Annotated in this window: 18 protein-coding genes and 2 tRNA genes; 14 read left to right on the forward strand and 6 right to left on the reverse strand. The window is 60.5% G+C overall.

The genetic code is table 11. From position 1 onward, the window contains the following. Window positions 1–225 precede the first annotated feature (225 nt). The 6 genes from HMPREF2996_RS12140 (at window position 226) to HMPREF2996_RS12165 (ending at window position 5,091) form a co-directional block, all read left to right on the forward strand. On the forward strand, window positions 226–1,800 hold the full coding sequence (locus tag HMPREF2996_RS12140; protein WP_070444291.1) for an SLC13 family permease: 1,575 nt from the start codon (window positions 226–228) through the stop codon (window positions 1,798–1,800). Window positions 1,801–2,026: 226 nt separating this feature from the next. Continuing rightward, window positions 2,027–2,102, forward strand: a tRNA-Arg gene (locus tag HMPREF2996_RS12145). A gap of 169 nt (window positions 2,103–2,271) precedes the next feature. Next, the gene (locus HMPREF2996_RS12150) at window positions 2,272–2,751 is read left to right on the forward strand and encodes a hypothetical protein (RefSeq protein ID WP_246823043.1); all 480 of its coding nucleotides are present in this window, start codon (window positions 2,272–2,274) and stop codon (window positions 2,749–2,751) included. 116 nt (window positions 2,752–2,867) lie between these two features. Continuing rightward, a complete protein-coding gene (locus HMPREF2996_RS12155; RefSeq protein ID WP_070731483.1) occupies window positions 2,868–3,773 on the forward strand; it encodes a DUF418 domain-containing protein in 906 nt (301 codons plus the stop codon). Continuing rightward, on the forward strand, window positions 3,773–4,891 hold the full coding sequence (locus HMPREF2996_RS12160) for a trypsin-like serine protease (protein WP_070731484.1): 1,119 nt from the start codon (window positions 3,773–3,775) through the stop codon (window positions 4,889–4,891). The genes HMPREF2996_RS12155 and HMPREF2996_RS12160 overlap by 1 nt, the downstream gene beginning before the upstream one ends. Window positions 4,892–4,902: 11 nt before the next feature. Then, entirely contained in the window at window positions 4,903–5,091 is a 189-nt protein-coding gene (locus HMPREF2996_RS12165) for a hypothetical protein (RefSeq protein ID WP_070444283.1), read from the forward strand. Window positions 5,092–5,532: 441 nt separating this feature from the next. Here the strand turns inward: HMPREF2996_RS12165 and HMPREF2996_RS12170 are convergent, their stop codons facing one another. Next, window positions 5,533–6,561: a prephenate dehydrogenase gene (locus tag HMPREF2996_RS12170; RefSeq protein ID WP_070444281.1), complete on the reverse strand. Its 1,029-nt coding sequence runs from the start codon at window positions 6,559–6,561 to the stop codon at window positions 5,533–5,535. Between the two features lie 39 nt (window positions 6,562–6,600). Between HMPREF2996_RS12170 and HMPREF2996_RS12175 the strand changes: the two genes are divergently transcribed. The 4 genes from HMPREF2996_RS12175 to HMPREF2996_RS12190 all read left to right on the forward strand — a co-directional run bounded on the left by HMPREF2996_RS12175 (window position 6,601) and on the right by HMPREF2996_RS12190 (window position 8,054). Next, window positions 6,601–7,104 carry a tRNA adenosine deaminase-associated protein gene (locus HMPREF2996_RS12175; protein ID WP_070444279.1) on the forward strand — a complete coding sequence of 168 codons (504 nt, stop codon included), beginning with the start codon at window positions 6,601–6,603 and terminating at the stop codon, window positions 7,102–7,104. 34 nt (window positions 7,105–7,138) lie between these two features. After that, on the forward strand, window positions 7,139–7,582 hold the full coding sequence (locus tag HMPREF2996_RS12180) for a nucleoside deaminase (RefSeq protein ID WP_070731498.1): 444 nt from the start codon (window positions 7,139–7,141) through the stop codon (window positions 7,580–7,582). Window positions 7,583–7,674: 92 nt separating this feature from the next. Then, a complete protein-coding gene (locus HMPREF2996_RS12185) occupies window positions 7,675–7,872 on the forward strand; it encodes a CsbD family protein (protein ID WP_010188406.1) in 198 nt (65 codons plus the stop codon). 91 nt (window positions 7,873–7,963) lie between these two features. Further along, window positions 7,964–8,054 (forward strand) — tRNA-Ser (locus HMPREF2996_RS12190). Window positions 8,055–8,100: 46 nt separating this feature from the next. Here the strand turns inward: HMPREF2996_RS12190 and HMPREF2996_RS12855 are convergent. Continuing rightward, a complete protein-coding gene (locus HMPREF2996_RS12855; protein WP_010188407.1) occupies window positions 8,101–8,268 on the reverse strand; it encodes a hypothetical protein in 168 nt (55 codons plus the stop codon). 181 nt (window positions 8,269–8,449) lie between these two features. Here HMPREF2996_RS12855 and HMPREF2996_RS12195 point away from each other — a divergent pair, with 181 nt between their 5' ends. Both HMPREF2996_RS12195 and tgt read left to right on the forward strand, forming a co-directional pair. Next, on the forward strand, window positions 8,450–10,882 hold the full coding sequence (locus tag HMPREF2996_RS12195) for an MMPL family transporter (RefSeq protein WP_070731485.1): 2,433 nt from the start codon (window positions 8,450–8,452) through the stop codon (window positions 10,880–10,882). A 6-nt stretch (window positions 10,883–10,888) separates the two neighbouring features. Then, the gene (tgt, locus tag HMPREF2996_RS12200) at window positions 10,889–12,172 is read left to right on the forward strand and encodes a tRNA guanosine(34) transglycosylase Tgt (protein ID WP_010188410.1); all 1,284 of its coding nucleotides are present in this window, start codon (window positions 10,889–10,891) and stop codon (window positions 12,170–12,172) included. Here the strand turns inward: tgt and HMPREF2996_RS12205 are convergent. The 4 genes from HMPREF2996_RS12205 to HMPREF2996_RS12220 all read right to left on the reverse strand — a co-directional run bounded on the left by HMPREF2996_RS12205 (window position 12,160) and on the right by HMPREF2996_RS12220 (window position 14,234). After that, window positions 12,160–12,885 (reverse strand): sortase family protein, encoded by a 726-nt coding sequence (locus HMPREF2996_RS12205; RefSeq protein WP_070731486.1) that lies wholly within the window; start codon window positions 12,883–12,885, stop codon window positions 12,160–12,162. The genes tgt and HMPREF2996_RS12205 overlap by 13 nt on opposite strands. After that, entirely contained in the window at window positions 12,878–13,162 is a 285-nt protein-coding gene (locus HMPREF2996_RS12210) for a type II toxin-antitoxin system RelE family toxin (RefSeq protein ID WP_070444271.1), read from the reverse strand. The genes HMPREF2996_RS12205 and HMPREF2996_RS12210 overlap by 8 nt, the downstream gene beginning before the upstream one ends. A gap of 2 nt (window positions 13,163–13,164) precedes the next feature. After that, the gene (gene relB / locus HMPREF2996_RS12215) at window positions 13,165–13,374 is read right to left on the reverse strand and encodes a type II toxin-antitoxin system RelB family antitoxin (RefSeq protein WP_070444269.1); all 210 of its coding nucleotides are present in this window, start codon (window positions 13,372–13,374) and stop codon (window positions 13,165–13,167) included. A 125-nt stretch (window positions 13,375–13,499) separates the two neighbouring features. Beyond that, entirely contained in the window at window positions 13,500–14,234 is a 735-nt protein-coding gene (locus HMPREF2996_RS12220) for a queuosine precursor transporter (RefSeq protein WP_070444267.1), read from the reverse strand. Window positions 14,235–14,676: 442 nt separating this feature from the next. Between HMPREF2996_RS12220 and HMPREF2996_RS13050 the strand changes: the two genes are divergently transcribed. Further along, entirely contained in the window at window positions 14,677–15,354 is a 678-nt protein-coding gene (locus tag HMPREF2996_RS13050) for a PMP-22/EMP/MP20 family protein (protein WP_246817259.1), read from the forward strand. Continuing rightward, window positions 15,354–18,242, forward strand: a complete 2,889-nt coding sequence (locus HMPREF2996_RS12230) for a vWA domain-containing protein (RefSeq protein ID WP_070731487.1) — start codon at window positions 15,354–15,356, stop codon at window positions 18,240–18,242. Before HMPREF2996_RS13050 ends, HMPREF2996_RS12230 begins: the two co-directional genes overlap by 1 nt. The last annotated feature ends 17 nt before the right edge of the window (window positions 18,243–18,259 follow it).

Here is an 18,259-nt window from a genome sequence, read left to right on the forward strand (position 1 = left end):
GGAATTGGCTGCGGACTGCCCACACATTGGTGAGCATTCTTTGCAGCTAATCTGCAAAAGATTTTGCTAACAGGGGTGAATCTGTGGCCTTAGTGGGGGTAATGAGGCGAAAGTGTTTGTTGGCTGTCTGTGGTCTCGATAGCCTGAACGTGTAGGCCCATTCAGTGATTTCAGTAACTCTCTCAACTGAATGGGGGCTGGTTAACCAGGAAAAGGAGGGGGCAGATGACTACCCCGCAAACTCACGTCTCAACCGCACACACGGAGGGTGAAGACGACCGCGGCGTCGATACACGCGAATGGCGGCGCATGGCCATTGGCCTTATCGTCGGACTCGTCCTCGCCGCACTTGTGTGGTTTCTCTTCCCTAGTAACGCCGTCGACACGGTGTTGCAATCACCCGGCGCCAAGGATGATGTTGAATACACCCAGAGTGCGCTGCGTGCCGTGGCGGCCGTGACCATTCTCATGGGCGTGTGGTGGATGACGGAGGCCATCCCGCTGGCCGCTACCGCGCTCTTGCCCTTGGTCATCTTCCCGCTGGCGGGCGTAGGGGCCATCAAGGAAGTCGGCGCGCCGTATGCGTCCGCGACCATCTTCCTGTTCATGGGTGGCTTCCTCATCGCACTGTCCCTGCAGCGTTGGAACCTTCACCGCCGCCTCGCGCTGTACGTGGTGAAGTTGATCGGTACCTCGCCGAAGCGCCTGATTTTGGGCTTCATGCTCGCTACTGGCTTCTTGTCCATGTGGGTGTCTAACACCGCAACCGCTGTGGTCATGCTGCCGATTGGCACCTCGGTGCTGGCGCTGACCGCGGAGACCGTCGGCGGCTGGGATAAGCAGAAGAAGTTCGCCACCGCTCTCATGCTGGGTATCGCATACTCTGCATCTATCGGTTCGCTGGGAACCCTTATTGGTACTCCGCCGAATGCCTTCCTCAATGCTTACATGGCAGACACCTGGGACGTGACCCTGGGCTTTGGTCGCTGGATGGCCGTTGGTGTGCCGCTGGCTGCAATCTTCTTGATCATCGCATGGCTTTTGCTCATCACCGTCTTCAAGCCGGAGATGACCGAAATTCCGGGCGGTCGCGAGCTTATCGACGATGAAATTAAGGCCCTCGGCCCCTGGACCCGTCCCCAGATCATGACGGGCATTATCTTCTTGTTCGCTGCGGCGGCGTGGGTGACCCTGCCGCTCGTGCTCAAGGAATTCGAGAACTACGACGATGCCATCGTGGGCATCGCGGCCGGCATCCTGCTGTTCATCCTGCCTGCGGATAACCAGCGCCGCATTCGCCTTCTAGACTGGGAGACCGCCAACGAGATGCCGTGGGACGTGCTCCTTCTTTTCGGCGGTGGCCTGTCGCTGTCGGCCATGTTCAACAAGTCCGGTCTGTCCCTGTGGATTGGTGAGATGGCCAAGGGACTCAGTGTCCTACCAACTGTTCTCATCGTTGCCGCAGTGGCCGCTCTCGTGCTCTTCCTGACGGAGATCACCTCCAACACTGCGACCGCCGCGACCTTCATCCCGATCATGGGCGGTGTTGCCGTGGGTGTTGGCCTGACTGCGGAGGGTGACATCAACGTTCTGCTGCTCACCATCCCGGTGGCGCTGGCTGCAACCTGTGCGTTCATGCTCCCGGTTGCTACTCCGCCGAACGCCATCGCGTACGGCTCCGGCTACGTCAAGATTGGTGAGATGATCAAGGGTGGTCTGGGCCTCAACATCCTGGGCATCTTCCTCATCACCCTGACCGTCTATCTGTTGGCTGTGCCCATCTTCGGCCTGGCGGTCTAGTTTCTGGTAGTTCTGTCCCTGGCGCCGAAGCGATGACTCGGTGCCGGGGACAGAGTGCGTTTTAAGCTCAAGGCTCCTGCCGGTTAGGTGAACAGTGGGTAAAGTGGAAGCTCGAAACTCAAGGTGAAAAAATGGTCGTGAACTGCTGATTTGTTAGTTTTTCAGACCGTAGGTATAGTTATTCCTCGTTGCACAGCAGAGCACACGCACTGCTTACCAACGGACTGCGCCCGTAGCTCAACGGATAGAGCATCTGACTACGGATCAGAAGGTTGGGGGTTCGAATCCCTCCGGGCGCACCACCTAAACCCCCAGGTCAAACGGTACAAACGCCGGATAGCCTGGGGGTTTATTTGCGTTTTAGTCGCCTAAAAGTAGGCCCGAGTAATCCCAGGTAAACCGAGGTGGGTGCAAACGCGGTGCAAACAGATTGCAAACACCGATCCTTCACCTGGGGCTATACTTTGGCCCATGATTCAAGCGATTCTCTCCGCTATTCTGCTTTTCATTTCCTCTCTCTTTTCGTTTGCTGGCTCCTCGGAGCTGCCGGGGAGCTCGGGCATAGCGGGAGCTGGATCCTCACAGCGCAACATCGTTACTCAAACGCCCGCAGGCCTGGTCACTGCCAATGCGCAGCAGTTGGAGTTTGTGGTGAATGCCGAGTGGAAGTCCGCACAGCAGCCGGATTCCTTCTACGTGGACTTTTGGGACCAGTACTTGGAGTTCTCCTGCGATAATGCCGGTTTCCATTTTGAGAGTAACGAGGCTAGTGAGATAGATATCACGTGGGATTTGATGTCGGACAATATCTGCTTTGGCCCGCAATCGGACGGGGCTCTCATTGGCTTTCTTCAAAGACCAGTAACGGTGATGGTGGACCCCGATGCCTCCGCAACCCCTGAGCGCATTTACCTCGTGCGCGATGAGAAATCCATCGCCCTTAGCCGCTGAGACGCATATCACGCAGAGCTGAGTGAAACGCAGAGCTGAAAACGAACACAAATTAGAAGACCGGCCAGAGCCACTGGTCGGTCTTTCAACGTTTTCAACTGCAAGGAGATGAATAGGTGTCAGCGCGCGCCCGAATAGTGGGCCTTGATATTGCTCGTTCCTTGGCCATCATCGGGATGATTATTCTGCACATGGCCAACCTGGTGTGGAGCACCAAAGTGGTGCTCTCTGGGCTGCCGGCGGCGGGGTTCGCCATCATTGCAGGTACCACGATGATGATTCTTGCTCGCGACTACTCGCTGCGGGTCTTCCTCAAGCTGGTTGCCCGCGGTATGATAGTCATGCTCATCGGTGTGGCCTTGCTACCTGTGGGTGGTGAGATTCAGGTCGTTCTCGTGGTGATGGGCGCGGCAATGGCTCTTACCGCTTGGGTCCCACCGCTGGCTACCGTGTGGAAGGTTCTGCTCTTCGCGCTGGCCACCGCGGGCGCCACGGTGCTCTACGCGCCGTACACCCTCCCGCAGGTCTACCCCCTCGTGGCGTTCTTGGCGTACATGGTGGCAGGCATGCTGCTTTACGACGTCTACCTCACCCGCCCCACCCGCACCCAGATCGTCACGACCGCGGTGGCTGCCGTTGTCACCGGTATTGGCCTGTGGCAGCGCTTCAACCCGGATATCCCCGGCTGGCTGCGCTTTACCGGGCATACGGGTGTGCTTGGTGAAATCCTTCTCTCCGTGGCAGTCACCGCGGTGGTGCTGCACCTGTGTTTGATCATCGGCCGTCAGCTGCCGCGCTTGACCTTCCCCTTCGCGGCATTGGGCTCGATGTCGTTGACCATCTATATCCTGCATATTCTCACCGCACGCTACTGGCAAGCACACGTCTCACTGCACAACACCATGGCAGCAGCAGGCTTTGTGCTCGCGTTCCTTCTGTTGAGCGCGCTGTGGAAGAAGTTCTGTGGAAAGGGTCCGGCCGAGAGGGTCGTGTCTTGGGCAATCAAGGAGGTGGCCGCGTAATGGTGGCACGAAAGATAACTGCTGTCCTGGCCAGCTCTCTGGTCGTGGGGCTAGGCGCTGCGCCGGCCATGGCCTTGGAGTTTGCGCAGCCCGCTCCCCAGTCGGAGGAAAGCGCTGCCGTGGCTGCGCTGCGCATGGGCAAGATCGGAAGCTTCGGTGATTGCACCGGCACGCTGGTGGCTGAGCAGTGGGTGCTGACCGCCCGCCACTGCTTGGAGTCCGTCAACAACGAGGGCTCGCAGGCACGTTTTGGCCAGGGCAAGGACACCCGTGTCTATGACGTGGACTCCTGGGCTGTTTCGCCGACTATCGACGCCGGCCTCATGCACCTGACCGAGCCCGTCAAGGGCGTTAAGCCCGCCAAGCTCGCGGACGCTGTTCCTACCGCTGGTGAGAAAGGCCACTTCTACGGCTGGAGCAGCAGCTCCCGCATGGCCCGCAAAGGCCAGCTGCCGATGGCTGAGATGGAAGTAGGCGAACTCCTGTCGGGTGGCACCCCACCGGCAAGCCCAGACGAGTCTGGCGAGAAGATGACGCCGGTGGCGCCGGGCGATTCCGGGGCCATGGCTCCTGGCGACATGGCTGTGCCTGCCCCCGGCGGAATGGTCGCTCCCGCCCCCGACGCATCCGACGCGCCCCAGGTGATGGAAGGCGGCGACATGCCAGAGATCGCCGTTGGACCCGACGGCGCGGAAAGTATCCCGGCCGGTGAACTCGGGGGAGTAGGCCCGATGATTGCCGCTGCCATCATGGACGTGAAGTCCCTTAATGGTGAGGGCATGCAAGGCGGCGACTCAGGTGGTCCGTTCTTTGTCAACGGTCGCCTCGTCGGCGTGGCCACGGCTGGAACGTCGAACGCGGATCCGGATCTGCCTTCCCCGACCGCGGCGATTACGTCGGTGGTCGAGGTCCGCGATTGGATCGAGGACGTCACCAGCGGCCGCGATACCGACGGCGTCCTCAACGCCGATAACTCCCCGGCACCACCGACAACGATGCAGGTCAGCGCCCCGGTTGCATGGCCAGCGGGCGTTGCTTCGGTAGTAGGACTTATCGCCATAGCCATCATCTCGCGCCTGCTCAACCGCAAGTCTGTCGCCGCGCGGAGTACCAACTAGGCTGAATCTCCATGAAGGAGAAACTCGTTCCGTGTCTGATTGCCGGTGCCATCCTCGGCGTGGTCTTGTGGTTGGCCTCCGGCATGCTGTGGTTGTTGCCGGTGGGCCTAGCGGCAGGCCTGGCCGGCTATCCGCTGCTCGGCATCACCCGCGATGAGTCCCAAGCTCGCAAACGTCGCGACGACACCTTCCGCGACTAAGCGTCCCACGCCGCCACCGCACTTCGCCGCCCGACGCCCCATGCCACCTCACTACGCCGCTTCACAGCCCGCCGCCACCGCGCACACTCCTCCACGGTCGGTCGCTAGATGGCACCCCACAAAAGGCATCCGCTAGAAGGCATCTTTGGGGCTGAAAACGCCATCTGCACGCCCCAAAAGGCGTTTTCAGGCGAGAAAACGCCTTTTGACAGACGCCATCTGCAAGATGCCTTTTGCTATCTGCCCCATGCCCAGCAGCACGCAAAAGGCTTCACTCAGAAGTCTCCAGTCAAAAGGTTCCCTTGGGGGCAAGTAAACCATCTTTAACCCGGTAGAAGGTTCGTTTGGGGGCAAACAAACCTTGTGACGAGAACCATGTGTGGGAGCCCGTTGAAAACCGCCTGCCTAGGGTAAAGGTCAGGCCTAGAAGGCCACCGCCGGTTAGAAAATCTCGATGCGCCCGCCCAAAGACTCCGTCTGGCGCAGCTGCGCCACCCAGTTCGGCGCACCCGGGTGCAAACGCAGAACCGGGCGGGACGAGATCTTCACCGGGGAGACCGATTCCTTCCGGGCACCGGATCGAGCTTCGATGCGGGTACGGGCGCGGAAGCCAGCGTCGGCAAGCGCGGCGATGGAAGGCTGCTCCGAGGCCAGCGAGTCGCGCGCATCCTGCAGCAACTCGAGGGCCTCGTCGAGGGCCTGGATCAGCGCCGTCGAGTTGGTCTCGCACATCTGGCGCACCAGGTCCGGGCGTGTTCCTGCCACGCGGGTTCCGTCCTTGAAGGAGCCAGCCGCCAGGGACTGTGCCAGAATGCCGCCATTATCGCCGACCACCGCGAGGGTCTCCGCCAGCACGTGTGGCAGGTGTGAAATGCGGGCGACCGCGGCATCGTGATTTGCCACGCGTACCGGAACCGCTTCCGCGTGAACCATCTGGGTCATGCGGACAACGTCGGCAAAGATGTTCTCCCACTCGGCGGGGATGCGCTCGCCGCGTGCGTCGCACTCGGCGGCGTAGTCGTAGGTGATAACCCAAGCAGCGCGGTTGAATAGCCCGGTGTGGGAGTTCTCCCAACCGGACTTGGAGGTGCCGGCCATGGGGTGGCCGCCCACGTAGCGTGACTCCATGTTGCGCTCCACGATGAGCTGGCGAACCTCGGCCTTGACCGAGACGACATCCGTCAGCCCGCAGCTCGGGGCGTGTTCCTGAATGGCGTCGAGGACCGAGGCAACCGCATCCATGGGCACCGCGATGACGATGAGCGCATTGTCCTCCTCGGCGCGGCGCAGGATAGCCGGCAGATCATCGGTGACGTCATAGCCCTGCTTAATGGCCGTTCGCGCACCAGAAGTCGAGTGGTTATAGCCGTACACGGAATGGCGTGCAGCAGCTAGGTCTCGCAGGAGGGAACCTCCAATGAGACCGAGGCCGATAATGCAGACGGGGCGTTGAACATCTTGAGAACTCACGGTGACAATTGTCGCACAATCCGACTAATCTGACGAGGTATGAGCCACGACGATCTGTCCTTTGCTATCACCGTCACCAGCGCCGAAGGCGCGTGGGTGATTCGCCCCTTCAAGGATGACTTCACCGACGTCAACACCTCCATCAAGGCGGTGCGCAACCTGCGTTCGGAGGGAGCGGCATTTGCGCTGTTGTGCGTGGAGGATGATTATTTCGTCGTCGTGCGCCCGGTGCCGGGGGATGTGCGCATGCTGCTTTCCGACGCCACCTATGCCTCCGAAGACGATTTCGCCGCGGATTTCCTGGACCTGCGCGATATCGATATCCCGGATTTGGACGAAGACGAGTGGGAGGACGCCGACCCGTACGGTGACGGTGACTTCGACATCTTCGCGGACCTCGGCCTCGATGAGGACCAGGTGGGCTACATCATCGATAACGATGAGGACTGGCCTTCCGATATGCTCCTGCGCATCGCCGGCGAGCTGGGCTTTGGTGATGAGCTGGAGGATTTCATCGACGGCCTCGACTCGGATGATTCTTAAACCAGCGGCGGGGCTGGTCCGCGCGGAGTCTCGCATGCGTCGCGCCCTGGAGGTCGCACGCACCACGTCGGCGGGGGATATCCCGGTAGGAGCCGTGCTGTACGACGCCTCCGGTAAAGAACTCGCCACCGGCGTTAACCGCCGCGAACAGCTGAATGACCCCACCGCGCACGCAGAGGTGGAAGCCATCCGTCAGGCGGTGCGCGTGCATGGCGATGGCTGGCGGCTGGAAGGCTGCGAGCTGGTCGTCACCTTGGAGCCCTGCGCGATGTGCGCTGGTGCGATTCAGGCTTCCCGGGTGTCTTCGGTGGTCTTTGGTGCCTTTGAGCCGAAGATGGGGGCGTGCGGTTCGCTGGTGGAGGTATTGCGCGCCCCTGGCGCCCTGCACGTACCGGAGGTACGCGGTGGAGTACTGGAGGAAGAGTGCGCGGAGCTGCTCACAGGCTTCTTCGGGGGTCTGCGCGGAAGCAGCGAGTAGCCCTGAGTTGGGACGTGGTCTCGGATCCACCTTCCGATTCGCGTGTAGGCTGGGTGTCCCACGTGAGAGACGTAGAGAGTAAGGAGAAAACCATGGGTGATTTCGAGAACAAGAAGGACGAGTTTGTTGGCAAGGCTAAGGAAGCCGCTGGCAACGTAAGCGACAACGAGAAGCTGGAGAACGAGGGCAAGGCCGACCAGGTCACCTCCGAGGCCAAGCAGAAGGCTTCCGACGCCGTTGAGGGCGTCAAGGACAAGGCCAACGAGGTCATCGGAAACCTCAAGGACTAATTCCTAGCCTTAAGTAGCTGAATCGCTGTCCCGCCGCCTGGCGTGGGCAGCGATTTTGTCGCTCGGGGTTACTCGACGTAATCTGGAACGCGGTGGCGTGTCCGAGCGGCCGAAGGTGATCGCCTCGAAAGCGATTGTTGGGTAACCCCCAACCGCGGGTTCAAATCCCGCCGCCACCGCCACATCCGGCACTCCAGTTTTAGCTCTGGGGTGCCGGTCTTTTGTGTTTTAAAAGCCAGCCCGCCCTCTATCAACATCTCTTTGGAAATCCAGCGCGGCTTGGCGTGCCTCGGGGTCGTGGTCTTCAGTGCGCTTGTGAATCCGCCGGCTCATCATGCCTGCTGGGATGGCAATGAGGAGGATGGCCGCGACGGCGACAATGACGAAAGTAGACATGGTGGTGCTCCTAGAGTATTTCAGTAATTCCGCATTGTAGCGCTGGCCACGCTCTGGAGGGGTCGTTGAACTCTTACGAGACCGTTAGGGCTTCACAGCCCAACTGGTTAAACTGGTGCACATTCGTGTCCACCACCAAAGCTTCCGCGAGCAATAATCGCGCATGTGAAGGGGAATTTCCGTGGCAAAGCTGCTCTACCACCTAGGCCGCTGGTCTTACATCAATCGATGGAAGGTCATCATCGCCTGGATCTTCATCGTGGCGGCTGCGGGGGGAGCGACCCTCAGCTTGATGAAGCCGATGACCACGGAGTACTCCATCAGTGGCACGCCAGCAATTGACGCCACCCGTCGCGCGGTGGAGCTCTTCCCGGAGAACGGTAATCCGGCCAATGCGCCGTCGGTCAACCTCGTCTTCAAGGCCCCGGAAGGGCAGAAGCTCAGCGATCCGCAGAATAAAGAAGCGGTCGAGGACGTAGTGCGCCACATCGCAGAGGGCCTGGATATACCGGAGGGCAGCCAGCAGCGCTGGGGTAACCCGCTCGACGTATCGCCAGCACTGCAGCAGCAGGTTATCGAGCAGTTCACCTCCATGGGCTTGCCGGAGGAGACCGCACGGGCGGATGCCGACAACCTGGCCATGGTCAATGCCGATGAGACCATTGCTTATACCACCTTCGACTTCGATGCGGAAAGCCCCTATTCGGTGGACCCCGCGGATAAAGATGTGGTCCATGAGGCCATGGATATCGGCCGTGCGGCGGGTTTGGAAGTAGAGGCCGGCGGCGCGGGCTTCGGTGATGAAATCCAGGTCAACTCGATTTCTGAGGTCATCGGCCTGGCCGTGGCATTTATCGTCCTCATTATTACCTTCGGTTCCTTGGCCTCCGCGGGTATGCCGCTTATCTCCGCGGTTGTGGGCGTGGGCCTGGGCGCGATGGGCGTCATGATTGCTACCCACTGGATTGAGCTCAACAACCTCACCCCGGTGTTGGCCGTCATGATTGGCCTGGCCGTGGGCATCGACTATGCGCTGTTCATCATGTCGCGTTACCGGCAGGAGCGTTCCCGCATGGACGGGCCAGATGCCGCCGGCATGGCCGTTGGCACGGCGGGATCCTCCGTGGTCTTTGCCGGCGCGACGGTCTTCATCGCGCTCTTTGCGCTGCTCGTGGCGCGTATTAGCTTCCTTACCGCCATGGGCCTGGCCGCTGCGGGCACGGTCTTCATGGCCGTGCTTGTGGCGCTGACCTTGGTGCCCGCGATGCTGGGTCTGCTCGGTGATAAAGCCTTCGCCGGGCGCATCCCCGGCGTGGCCGGAAATCCGACGAAGCGCCGACCGCGCCGCACGAAGCCAACGATGGGTAACCGTTGGGTGCGCACGGTGCAGCGTGTCCCCGGTGTTGTTATGGCCTTGGTGGTGCTCGGCCTCGGTGCTTTGACCGCCCCGGTTCTGCACATGGAGCTGGCGCTTCCGGCGGATACCACGTCTAATCCGGATACCACCCAGCGCAAGGCGGCGGACCTCCTGTCCGAAGGCTTCGGCCCCGGCATCAACGGCCCCTTCCTGGTGATCGTGGATGGCGCTAACGCCAACCCGGATTCCGCGGCGCTGCAGCCCTATATCCAGGGCCAGGAGGGCGAAGAGGACGAGCAGAAGAAGGCCGCGCTGTCCTCCTTTATGTATTCCGTGCAGCGCCTGAACCAAGTGGGCGGGGTCAAGCACGCCCAGCTGGTGGGTGTGAGCCAGGATATGAAGGCAGCACAGATCATGGTCAGCCCCACCACAGCGCCGACGGATGAGGCCACGGTTGGCACCGCCTCCGCTTTGCGCACCGCCAGTGCGGAGCTGGAGGATGCCACCGGTGCCGAGATCGGAATGACTGGTCTGACCGCGGTGCAGCTCGACATCACCGAGCGCCTTGAGGGTGCCATGGGGCCATACCTTGCCATCGTGGTAGGCCTGGCCATCTTCCTGCTGTTGGCGGTGTTCCGTTCCATCTTGGTCCCATTGGTGGCGGGCTTAGGCTTCCTGCTTTCCGTCGGCGGTGCCTTCGGCCTGACCGTGCTGGTGTGGCAGGACGGTCTCACCGGCCTGGTGCCCGCGCCGGGCCCGCTGATTTCCTTCATGCCCATCTTCCTCATCGGCGTGACCTTCGGCCTAGCCATGGACTATCAGGTCTTCCTGGTCACCCGCATGCGCGAGCACTTCTCCCGCTTCCCGCAGGGCAGCGGTGGGAAGTACAGCAAGTACAACGCCAACGATGAGGCCACCATCGCCGGCTTTACCGCCGGTGCCCGCGTGGTCACCGCCGCGGCCATCATCATGATTTCCGTCTTCGTGGCCTTTATCAGCCAGCCGCTGCCCTTCATCCAGATCTTCGGCTTCGCGCTGGCGGCGGGCGTGCTTTTCGACGCCTTCCTAGTCCGCATGTCGCTTGTCCCCGCCACCATGTTCCTCATGGGGCACACCACCTGGTGGATGCCGAAGTGGCTGGACAAGCTGATCCCACAGCTCGACATCGAGGGCACGGCGTTGGAAGAAGAATGGGAGCGCAAACACGCGGCAGCATCCCGTGAAGCAGAGGATAAGGCAGCGCAGCCCGTAGAATAGTTCCCTATGACTCACCCTAAGCCGCAGCTTGAGACCGACCTTTCCTTCGACGTGAAGAAGGAGCTGGATTTAAGCGGTCCAGCACAACCGGGAAAGCACGGCCGCACCGGTGTTATCCATACCCCGCACGGTGATATCCAGACCCCGGCCTTCATCCCGGTGGCCACCAAGGCCACGGTGAAGACGCTGACCCCGGAGCAGATTCGCTTGACCGGAGCCCAGGCTATCTTGTCCAATGCCTATCACCTCTACCTGCAGCCGGGCCACGACATCGTGGACGAGGCCGGTGGCGTGGCTGCCTTCGAGAATTGGCATGGGCCGACGTATACCGACTCAGGCGGATTCCAGGTCATGTCCCTCGGCGTGGGTTTCAAAAAGGTCCTCGCCATGGACGTGGCGGACCTAACGGACTCCGATATCCGTGCGGCCAAGAAGGAGCGTATGGCGCAGGTCGATGAGGATGGCGTGGATTTTAAGTCCATCATCGACGGCTCCACGCACCGCTTCACCCCAGAGGTCTCCATGCAGATCCAGCATGGTTTGGGTGCGGACATCATGTTTGCCTTCGACGAGCTCACCACCCTGGTGGATACCCGCACCTACCAGGAGGAATCCGTGGAGCGCACGCGCCGCTGGGCGCAGCGCTGCTTGGATGAGCACGACCGCCTTACCCTCGCCCGTGGCCCGCAGAAACCCCGCCAATCCCTGTGGGGCGTGGTGCAGGGCGCGCAATACGAGGACCTGCGCCGACAGGCCGCGCGCGGGCTGGTGGAGCTTTCCGATCGCGCTGAGGCGAATGGCCGGCGCGGTTTCGGTGGCTTCGGCATCGGTGGCGCATTGGAGAAGGAGAACCTGGGCACGATTGTGGGCTGGGTATGCGATGAGTTGCCCGTCGATAAGCCCCGGCACCTGCTGGGTATCTCTGAACCGGATGACATCTTTACCGCCGTTGAGGCTGGTGCCGATACTTTCGACTGCGTGGCGCCGACCCGCCTGGCGCGCCGCGGTGGCGTCTACACCCTTGATGGCCGCATGAACCTCACCAATGCACGCTTCAAGCGTGACTTTGCTGGTGTGGATGAGGAATTTGGCGGCTACGTCTCGGAGAATTACTCCCGCGCCTACCTCCACCACCTGCTCAAAGCCAAGGAATTCCTGGCTGGCACGCTGTGCACTATCCACAACCTGGAGTTCATGATCCGCCTGGTAGATAACATTCGGGAGTCCATCGACGGCGGCTATTACGAGGCTTATCGCGATGAATTCCTGGGGCGCTATTACGCCAAGTGACCGGTGACGATGACGTTGTACTCCAAGTCTGATGTGCCGTCCACCGCACACGCAATGAGCACGATACGCCCGGGGACCTCGGTATTCATCAGGTCGGCGTCGCTGCCCAGCTGCTCCTTATCAACCAGGAAGGCGTTATCCACGATCCACTCGCGCCCGGCACCACCTTCAGAGGTCATGCGGATGTGGGAGCCGTTGAGGATGGGCGTCGCAAAGCGCTGCACCTGCGCCCCGTCGAGGCCCTCCACGGTGGTGGGGTTGTTCAGATCAACGTCGGCGGTGACCACTTCGGAGAAGGGGTTGAATACCAGTTTCTGCTGGCCCCAGGCATGGCCCAACACGTAGGTGGTGCCCTGCTCCGCCGTGGCGGGTGACTCACCCCAGTCCTGGACCCAGCGCACCATGGTCTCTTGCGGTCCGGCGGGGTTGAGGGGCACGACGAAGGGCATTGAATCATAGGTCGCGCCCGTGATGGTGGCTGGGCCGTCCATCTCAAACGTGCCGGTCAGTGCTGGTGCCGGGCCCTCATTGAGCGGGGGAGGGGTGGGCGCTGCGCTTGGCGACGCCTCACTACTCACCGTCGTCGTTTCCGGTGCCGCGTCGCTCGTCGTTTCGGGCGACGGGTCTTCTTCCGTACCCGAGCATGCAGCAATACTCAGAGCCGTGGCCAGGCCAAGGATAGGGAGGAGTGAAGTTCGTCGATGCTTATGCATCGTAGATGTCCTTCCGGTGGCCAATAGCGAATACCTCAATCGTTACTTTCTGGTCGTGGATGTACGCCAGAATGCGGTAAGAACCGACCCGATAGCGCCATTCGCCTGAACGGTTTGAAGTCAATCCTTTTCCGAGAGCTCGAGGGTCTTCGCAGCCTTCGAGGTTCTTTTGGATCCACGTCACGATGATTCGCGCATCGAATCGGTCAAACTTCTTTAGCTGTTTGCGGGCTTTCGACGTGAATTCGACGTGATATGAAGTAATTCTCTCCGGCATCTTTAGAGATCCTCGAGGACCTCATTAAGGCTAAACCGTTCGCCAGAATCCTCTGCCATTGCTGCGCGCAGTTCCTGAAGGTCGTAGTAGTCTTCGACCCGTTCTAAAAGCGCTGCTCGGGCAAAATCAGATATTGTACGGCCTTCAAATGTGGCTAGATTTCGAACGAGTTCAGCGTCGTTATCATCCATGCGAATTGTCAAAGTAGCCATATTTCCTCCTTAACCATCGTGAATACATTGTATTCAATGGGGAGAGTAAAGGGAAGAGAGAAATAGTCCCCCTCAGCACAGTGTGTGCCAAGGGGGTGAAAATTCGGGACGGGTAGCTGTTGCTGTTACTGAGGCTGTGTTGCCGTAGAGGTTTCGGCCTCGTCGATAGGTGCGTAATCCTCGCGGCGCTTGACCCAGGAGATAACCAGCGTGGTTAGCGGAAGCATGATGACCTCGCAGGCGGTCTTCCAGAGGAAGCCCACGATGACGTAGTTCAGGAAGCCACTGAAGGAATCGATGCCGATGACCGGTGCTGCGATGGCGCAGAACAGCAGGGTATCGCCGAATTCGCCGACGACGGTGGAAGCAACAAGGCGGGCGATGAGACCCTTCTCGCCTGAGCGGGCCTTCATCTTGACCAAGGTGAAGGAGTTGAGCAGCTGGCCCACGACGTAGCCGACGAGGGAAGCCAGCAGGATTTGCGGGACGAGGCCCAGCGTGGCGGCGAAGGCTTCCTGACCTTCGTAGAAATCAGCCGCGGGCAGCCAAATTGCAATATAAAAGGAAACTGCGGCCAGAAGCGCCATGGCGAAACCGATATAAACGGCGCGGCGGGTGGACTTGAAGCCATAGCACTCAGAGAGAACATCGCCCACGATATAGGCGATGGGGAAGAGGAAGAAGGCGCCATCGGTGATGAGTGGGCCGAGCTGGACGCCCTTCGTGGCGTTGATGTTCGAAATGAGGAAGGTAACGACGAACACCGCGACCAGCCACGGGTACAAGGTGGAATGTACCGGGATGAATCGGATGCTCTCGCCACCGTTTGTGGTGGTTGCGGTTGCCGATTGAGTTGTCATGGAACAGCATTTTTCCACGAAACTGGGGGAAGCAGAAATGGGGAGTTTCATTCGGTTCACGCGGGGAGCACTCCCTCACCCGGCTGCTTCCTGAGAAAAGGCAGCGGAACTGGCAGTTTCGGGGGTGGACTTGCGGCACTGTGCCCATAAAGATCTTTGAAGTGGGCAGAAAAAACGCCTCTAGTATGGCATTCTTTTGCTTGCAACGTTTTCGTATTCCCTGAACGTTTCCTGTCTATTGTGTGCACGGTGCGCGCTCGAAGTGATTCGGGCGCGTTCGAATTTCGAAGGCCGTGAAAGACACGTCGTGTCAGGGGATGCGGCTACCTTGGTTTCTAGTCCTTAGAGCTGTCCGGCTGATCTTCTACCTTCCGCGTCGCTAGATGGGGGGAGGCACCAGGTTCGCCGGTGGCCCAACTTCGTATTAGGGAAGGTCATCGATATGACGTTTGGTTCCCCAGGCTCGTCACCACAGTTTGGCGGGCGTCCGCCGCAAGGAGCTGATCAACCAGGTGGAGGTTCCGGGTTCGGTGCGCCCAGTGGGTCTGGGGGCTTCGGTGGCTTTGGAGCCCCCAATCCGGCCCAGAACCCCGCGCAGAAGCCTTCCCCCGGTGCTGATTTTGGCCAGGGCTCTGGTTTCGGTTCTGCCCCCAATCCGGCGAGCCCTGCGGGGAATAACCCAGGTTCGAGTGCAGGCGGCTCCTTTGGCGCGCCGGGCTCGTCTGATGGTTTCGGTGAATCCTCGCCCGCACCGGATTACCGCCGTCAGGTGACTGCACCGACCAGCCCAACGAAGGGGCCATGGCCGCTGCTCATCGCCGCTGGCGTTTCTGCGGTTATCGCGCTGATCCTGTTGGTGATCGCGCCGCTCATCGCTTCGCCGACACAGACTGTGTTCTTTGTCCTGGCTATCGGTGGATGGCTGCTGGCCGGAATCGTGTCCTTTATTCTCTTGGGCCTGTACACGCTGAAGAACACGCAGCGTCAAGCCGAGACCTTTTATGTTGAGGACACCACGCAAACCTTGCTCTACCGCATCATCATGGGTGGAAGTTTTGTTCTTGTCATTATTGCTGCGGTGGAAATCGCCTTCTACGTAGGAAAGGCGGTTGGCGCCTAATGAAGAAGTTCACTCGAGTTCTTGCCCTATCCGCGGCGATGGCAATCGCTGGCTTCGGTGGCAGCCTGGGAGCGGTAGCGCAGGACGCTCCGCCGCCACCTCCGGAAGCTCCTGAAGCCCCAGAAGCTCAGCCGGAAGAACGCCCTGAGGGAATCGGTTCCGAATCCTCGCTCTCAGAAGTCTCACAAAAGAACTTGTCTGATTTCGGCTCCTGTATTGCCAGCGAGAAATCTGCAGACCTGCTTTTCGTTCTTGACCAATCAGCGTCGTTGGTGGGGTATGAGGGCTCGCAGCCGACGGATGCCGATGCCTTCCGCGTTGATGCCACGGCGGACATCGTAAAGCAGCTGGCCAACCTCGGTGAAGACAATGGCGCAGACATCAACGTGAAACTCGCCGGCTTTGGTTCTGACTATTACAGCGATCCGGCCGAGTACGGTGGATGGACCAACGTCTCCGGTAACGGCGATGCCCTGCAGGGGGAATTGGACAAGTTCCGCAAGGAGGACCGCGTAGCGGACCTCGAAACCAACTACGGCGCGGCCTACAAAGGCGCGTTGAAGGAACTGGCTTCTCACCAAGGCAGTAGCTGCCGCGGCATCGTGTTCTTTACCGATGGCAAGTACTACACGGATGCCGAAGCCAACGATCTCCAGGGTGCGCAGGACAAGCTGTGTGAGGTCAATTCCTCTGTCACCGCGTTCCGCAACTCCAATATTCGCCTCTTCAACGTGGGCCTCGTTCCGGCTGCGGAAGCCCAAGATCAGGTTCGCCAGCTCACCCGCATGGCGGAGGGCGAAGACTGCGGTCAGGGTGCCCCGAACGGTGCATTCTTTGACGCGGGTGAGGACCCAGCAGCGCTGTTCGCGGCTTTCCGTAACCTCATCCCCACCTCAGGTGGTGTGACCAAGGACGGCAACTTCAAGGACCAGTTTGATTTCGTCCTTGATAACTCCGTGTCCCCTGTGCGCTTGTCGGCGGTGCCGAAGAATTCGGTGGATGAAGGCGAGCTCATCCCAACGTTGACTGGTCCCGATGGCGAAACCGTGGAGCTCAAGCCGGATACCACCAGCGTCGCCGGTGCGAAGGTTTCTGTCACGGAGAACAACAAGCTGCCGGGCATGGTTGATATCGCCATGGAAAAGGACGGCGATGCCTGGGCAGGCGCGTGGACTTTTGGTTACAAGGTGGCTGAGGGCACGGAAGGCGAGTACCTCGCATCCGTCGTCATGGTGCCGGGCCTCAACCTAGACCTCAAGACCGAAGATGGGGCCAAGGTAGAAGGCGGCATCAACTCTGACCAGATCCTGAAGGGACAGTTGGTCGATGGCAAGGGCGAGCCGCGTGCACTAGAGGGTGAGGGAACCCTGTATGCGGAGTTCGTACCAGAGGACGGCTCCCCGGTCACCCTCGTGGAGAATGCGCCGATCACTGATGGGCAGCAGGTAGATATTCCGCTGGAGAAGGTGGAAAACGCAGCATCCGGTCAGTTGCTCACCCGCGTGGAGATCACCACTAAGGACACCGGTGAGCGTCCGGGCTCGAAGCTGGATCCCATCAATGCAGAAACGCCGTTGACCGTTACCCCGGTCAATATGCCGACGGTGGGCTCGGCGCAGACGATCACCATGACGGAGAAAGAGATTACCGTCGACGTTCCCGTGACCGGCCCCGGCAAGGTGTGGGTAGCGGACCAGACCATGGATTCTGAGGGCGGAATGCTTCCCGCAGGAGTTCCTTCCGTTGCGGTGAGTTCCAAGCACAACTCGGAAGATTCCGCGCTCGAGCTTTCCAAGGATGAGAAGGCGACCATCCCGGTAACCCTCAGCGTGGAAGAGATGGCGGATGGCCCGCTGCGCGTGGAGCCGGTCATTAACCTGCAATCTGCTGAAGACAACCAGCAAATGGAGCTGCCGTTGACGCTGCAGGGTTCCATGACCGCACCATTGAGCAAGTCTGCTTTTGGCTTTTCCTTTGTCCTGGCGGTACTGCTAGCACTGCTGATTCCGCTGGCCATCCTGTACTTCATGAAGTGGTTTAGCGGCCGCATTCCGGAAAAGCCCCGCATGTTTGCGAAGACCATCCCGGTACGCCGTGATGGTGCGAACCTCGTGCGTACCGATAACGGCCGCCCGTTCGCGGTGTCCAAGGAAGAGTTCCAAGGTGCCGTTCCGGTGGAAGCCTCTGCACGTTCTGCCCGCTTGGGCAGCAATGATGCCAAGGTAAAGATGGGACTGAGCCCCTTCACTGCCGCCCACGTGGAGGTCCAGCGCGATGGCACTATCTCCGGCAAGGGCAAGAAGTCCGGTTACCGGGCAGTGTTGCCGCTTGCGGTGCAGAACACGTGGTTCTTCATCGGTAACAAGAAGGACCGCGATTCTGGCGAGATTGTCATGACCATCGATACGTTGGCACAGGCCAGCGCATACGACGAGATGTCGAAGGAGATCAGCCGCCAGGCCCTGCAACTCTTTGACCAAGTCGAATTCCCAGCCGAAAAGGCTGAGAAGGCACAGACGCCGCCGCAGGCAGGCCAACCGGGGCAGCCGGTCCAGCAGAACCAGCCCGGCTCCCAGCCGCCGAGCGGTCCGCCGCCGCAACGTGGACCGCAGCAGGGCGCTCCCCACCCGGGTGGGCGCCAGCAGGCGCCGCAACCTGGCGGTTTCGGCCAGTCCCAGCCTTCCGGACCGTCACCTCAGAACCAGCCAGGTCGCGCTGAAGAGCCGGGACGCCCCGGCTTCGGCGGAGCACCACACTTTGGTGGTGGATCTGGTTTCGGCGGCGGCCCGAGCTTTGGCCAACCGGGCCAGCAGCGCCCAGACAATCCTGGTAACCCTGGTAATAACGGCGGCTGGCCCCCAGCCCCGGGATTTGGCTCCCAGGGTTAAGCCGGCAGAGCAGCACA

Source organism: Corynebacterium sp. HMSC066C02 (assembly GCF_001814945.1).
Taxonomy (GTDB): domain Bacteria; phylum Actinomycetota; class Actinomycetes; order Mycobacteriales; family Mycobacteriaceae; genus Corynebacterium; species Corynebacterium aurimucosum.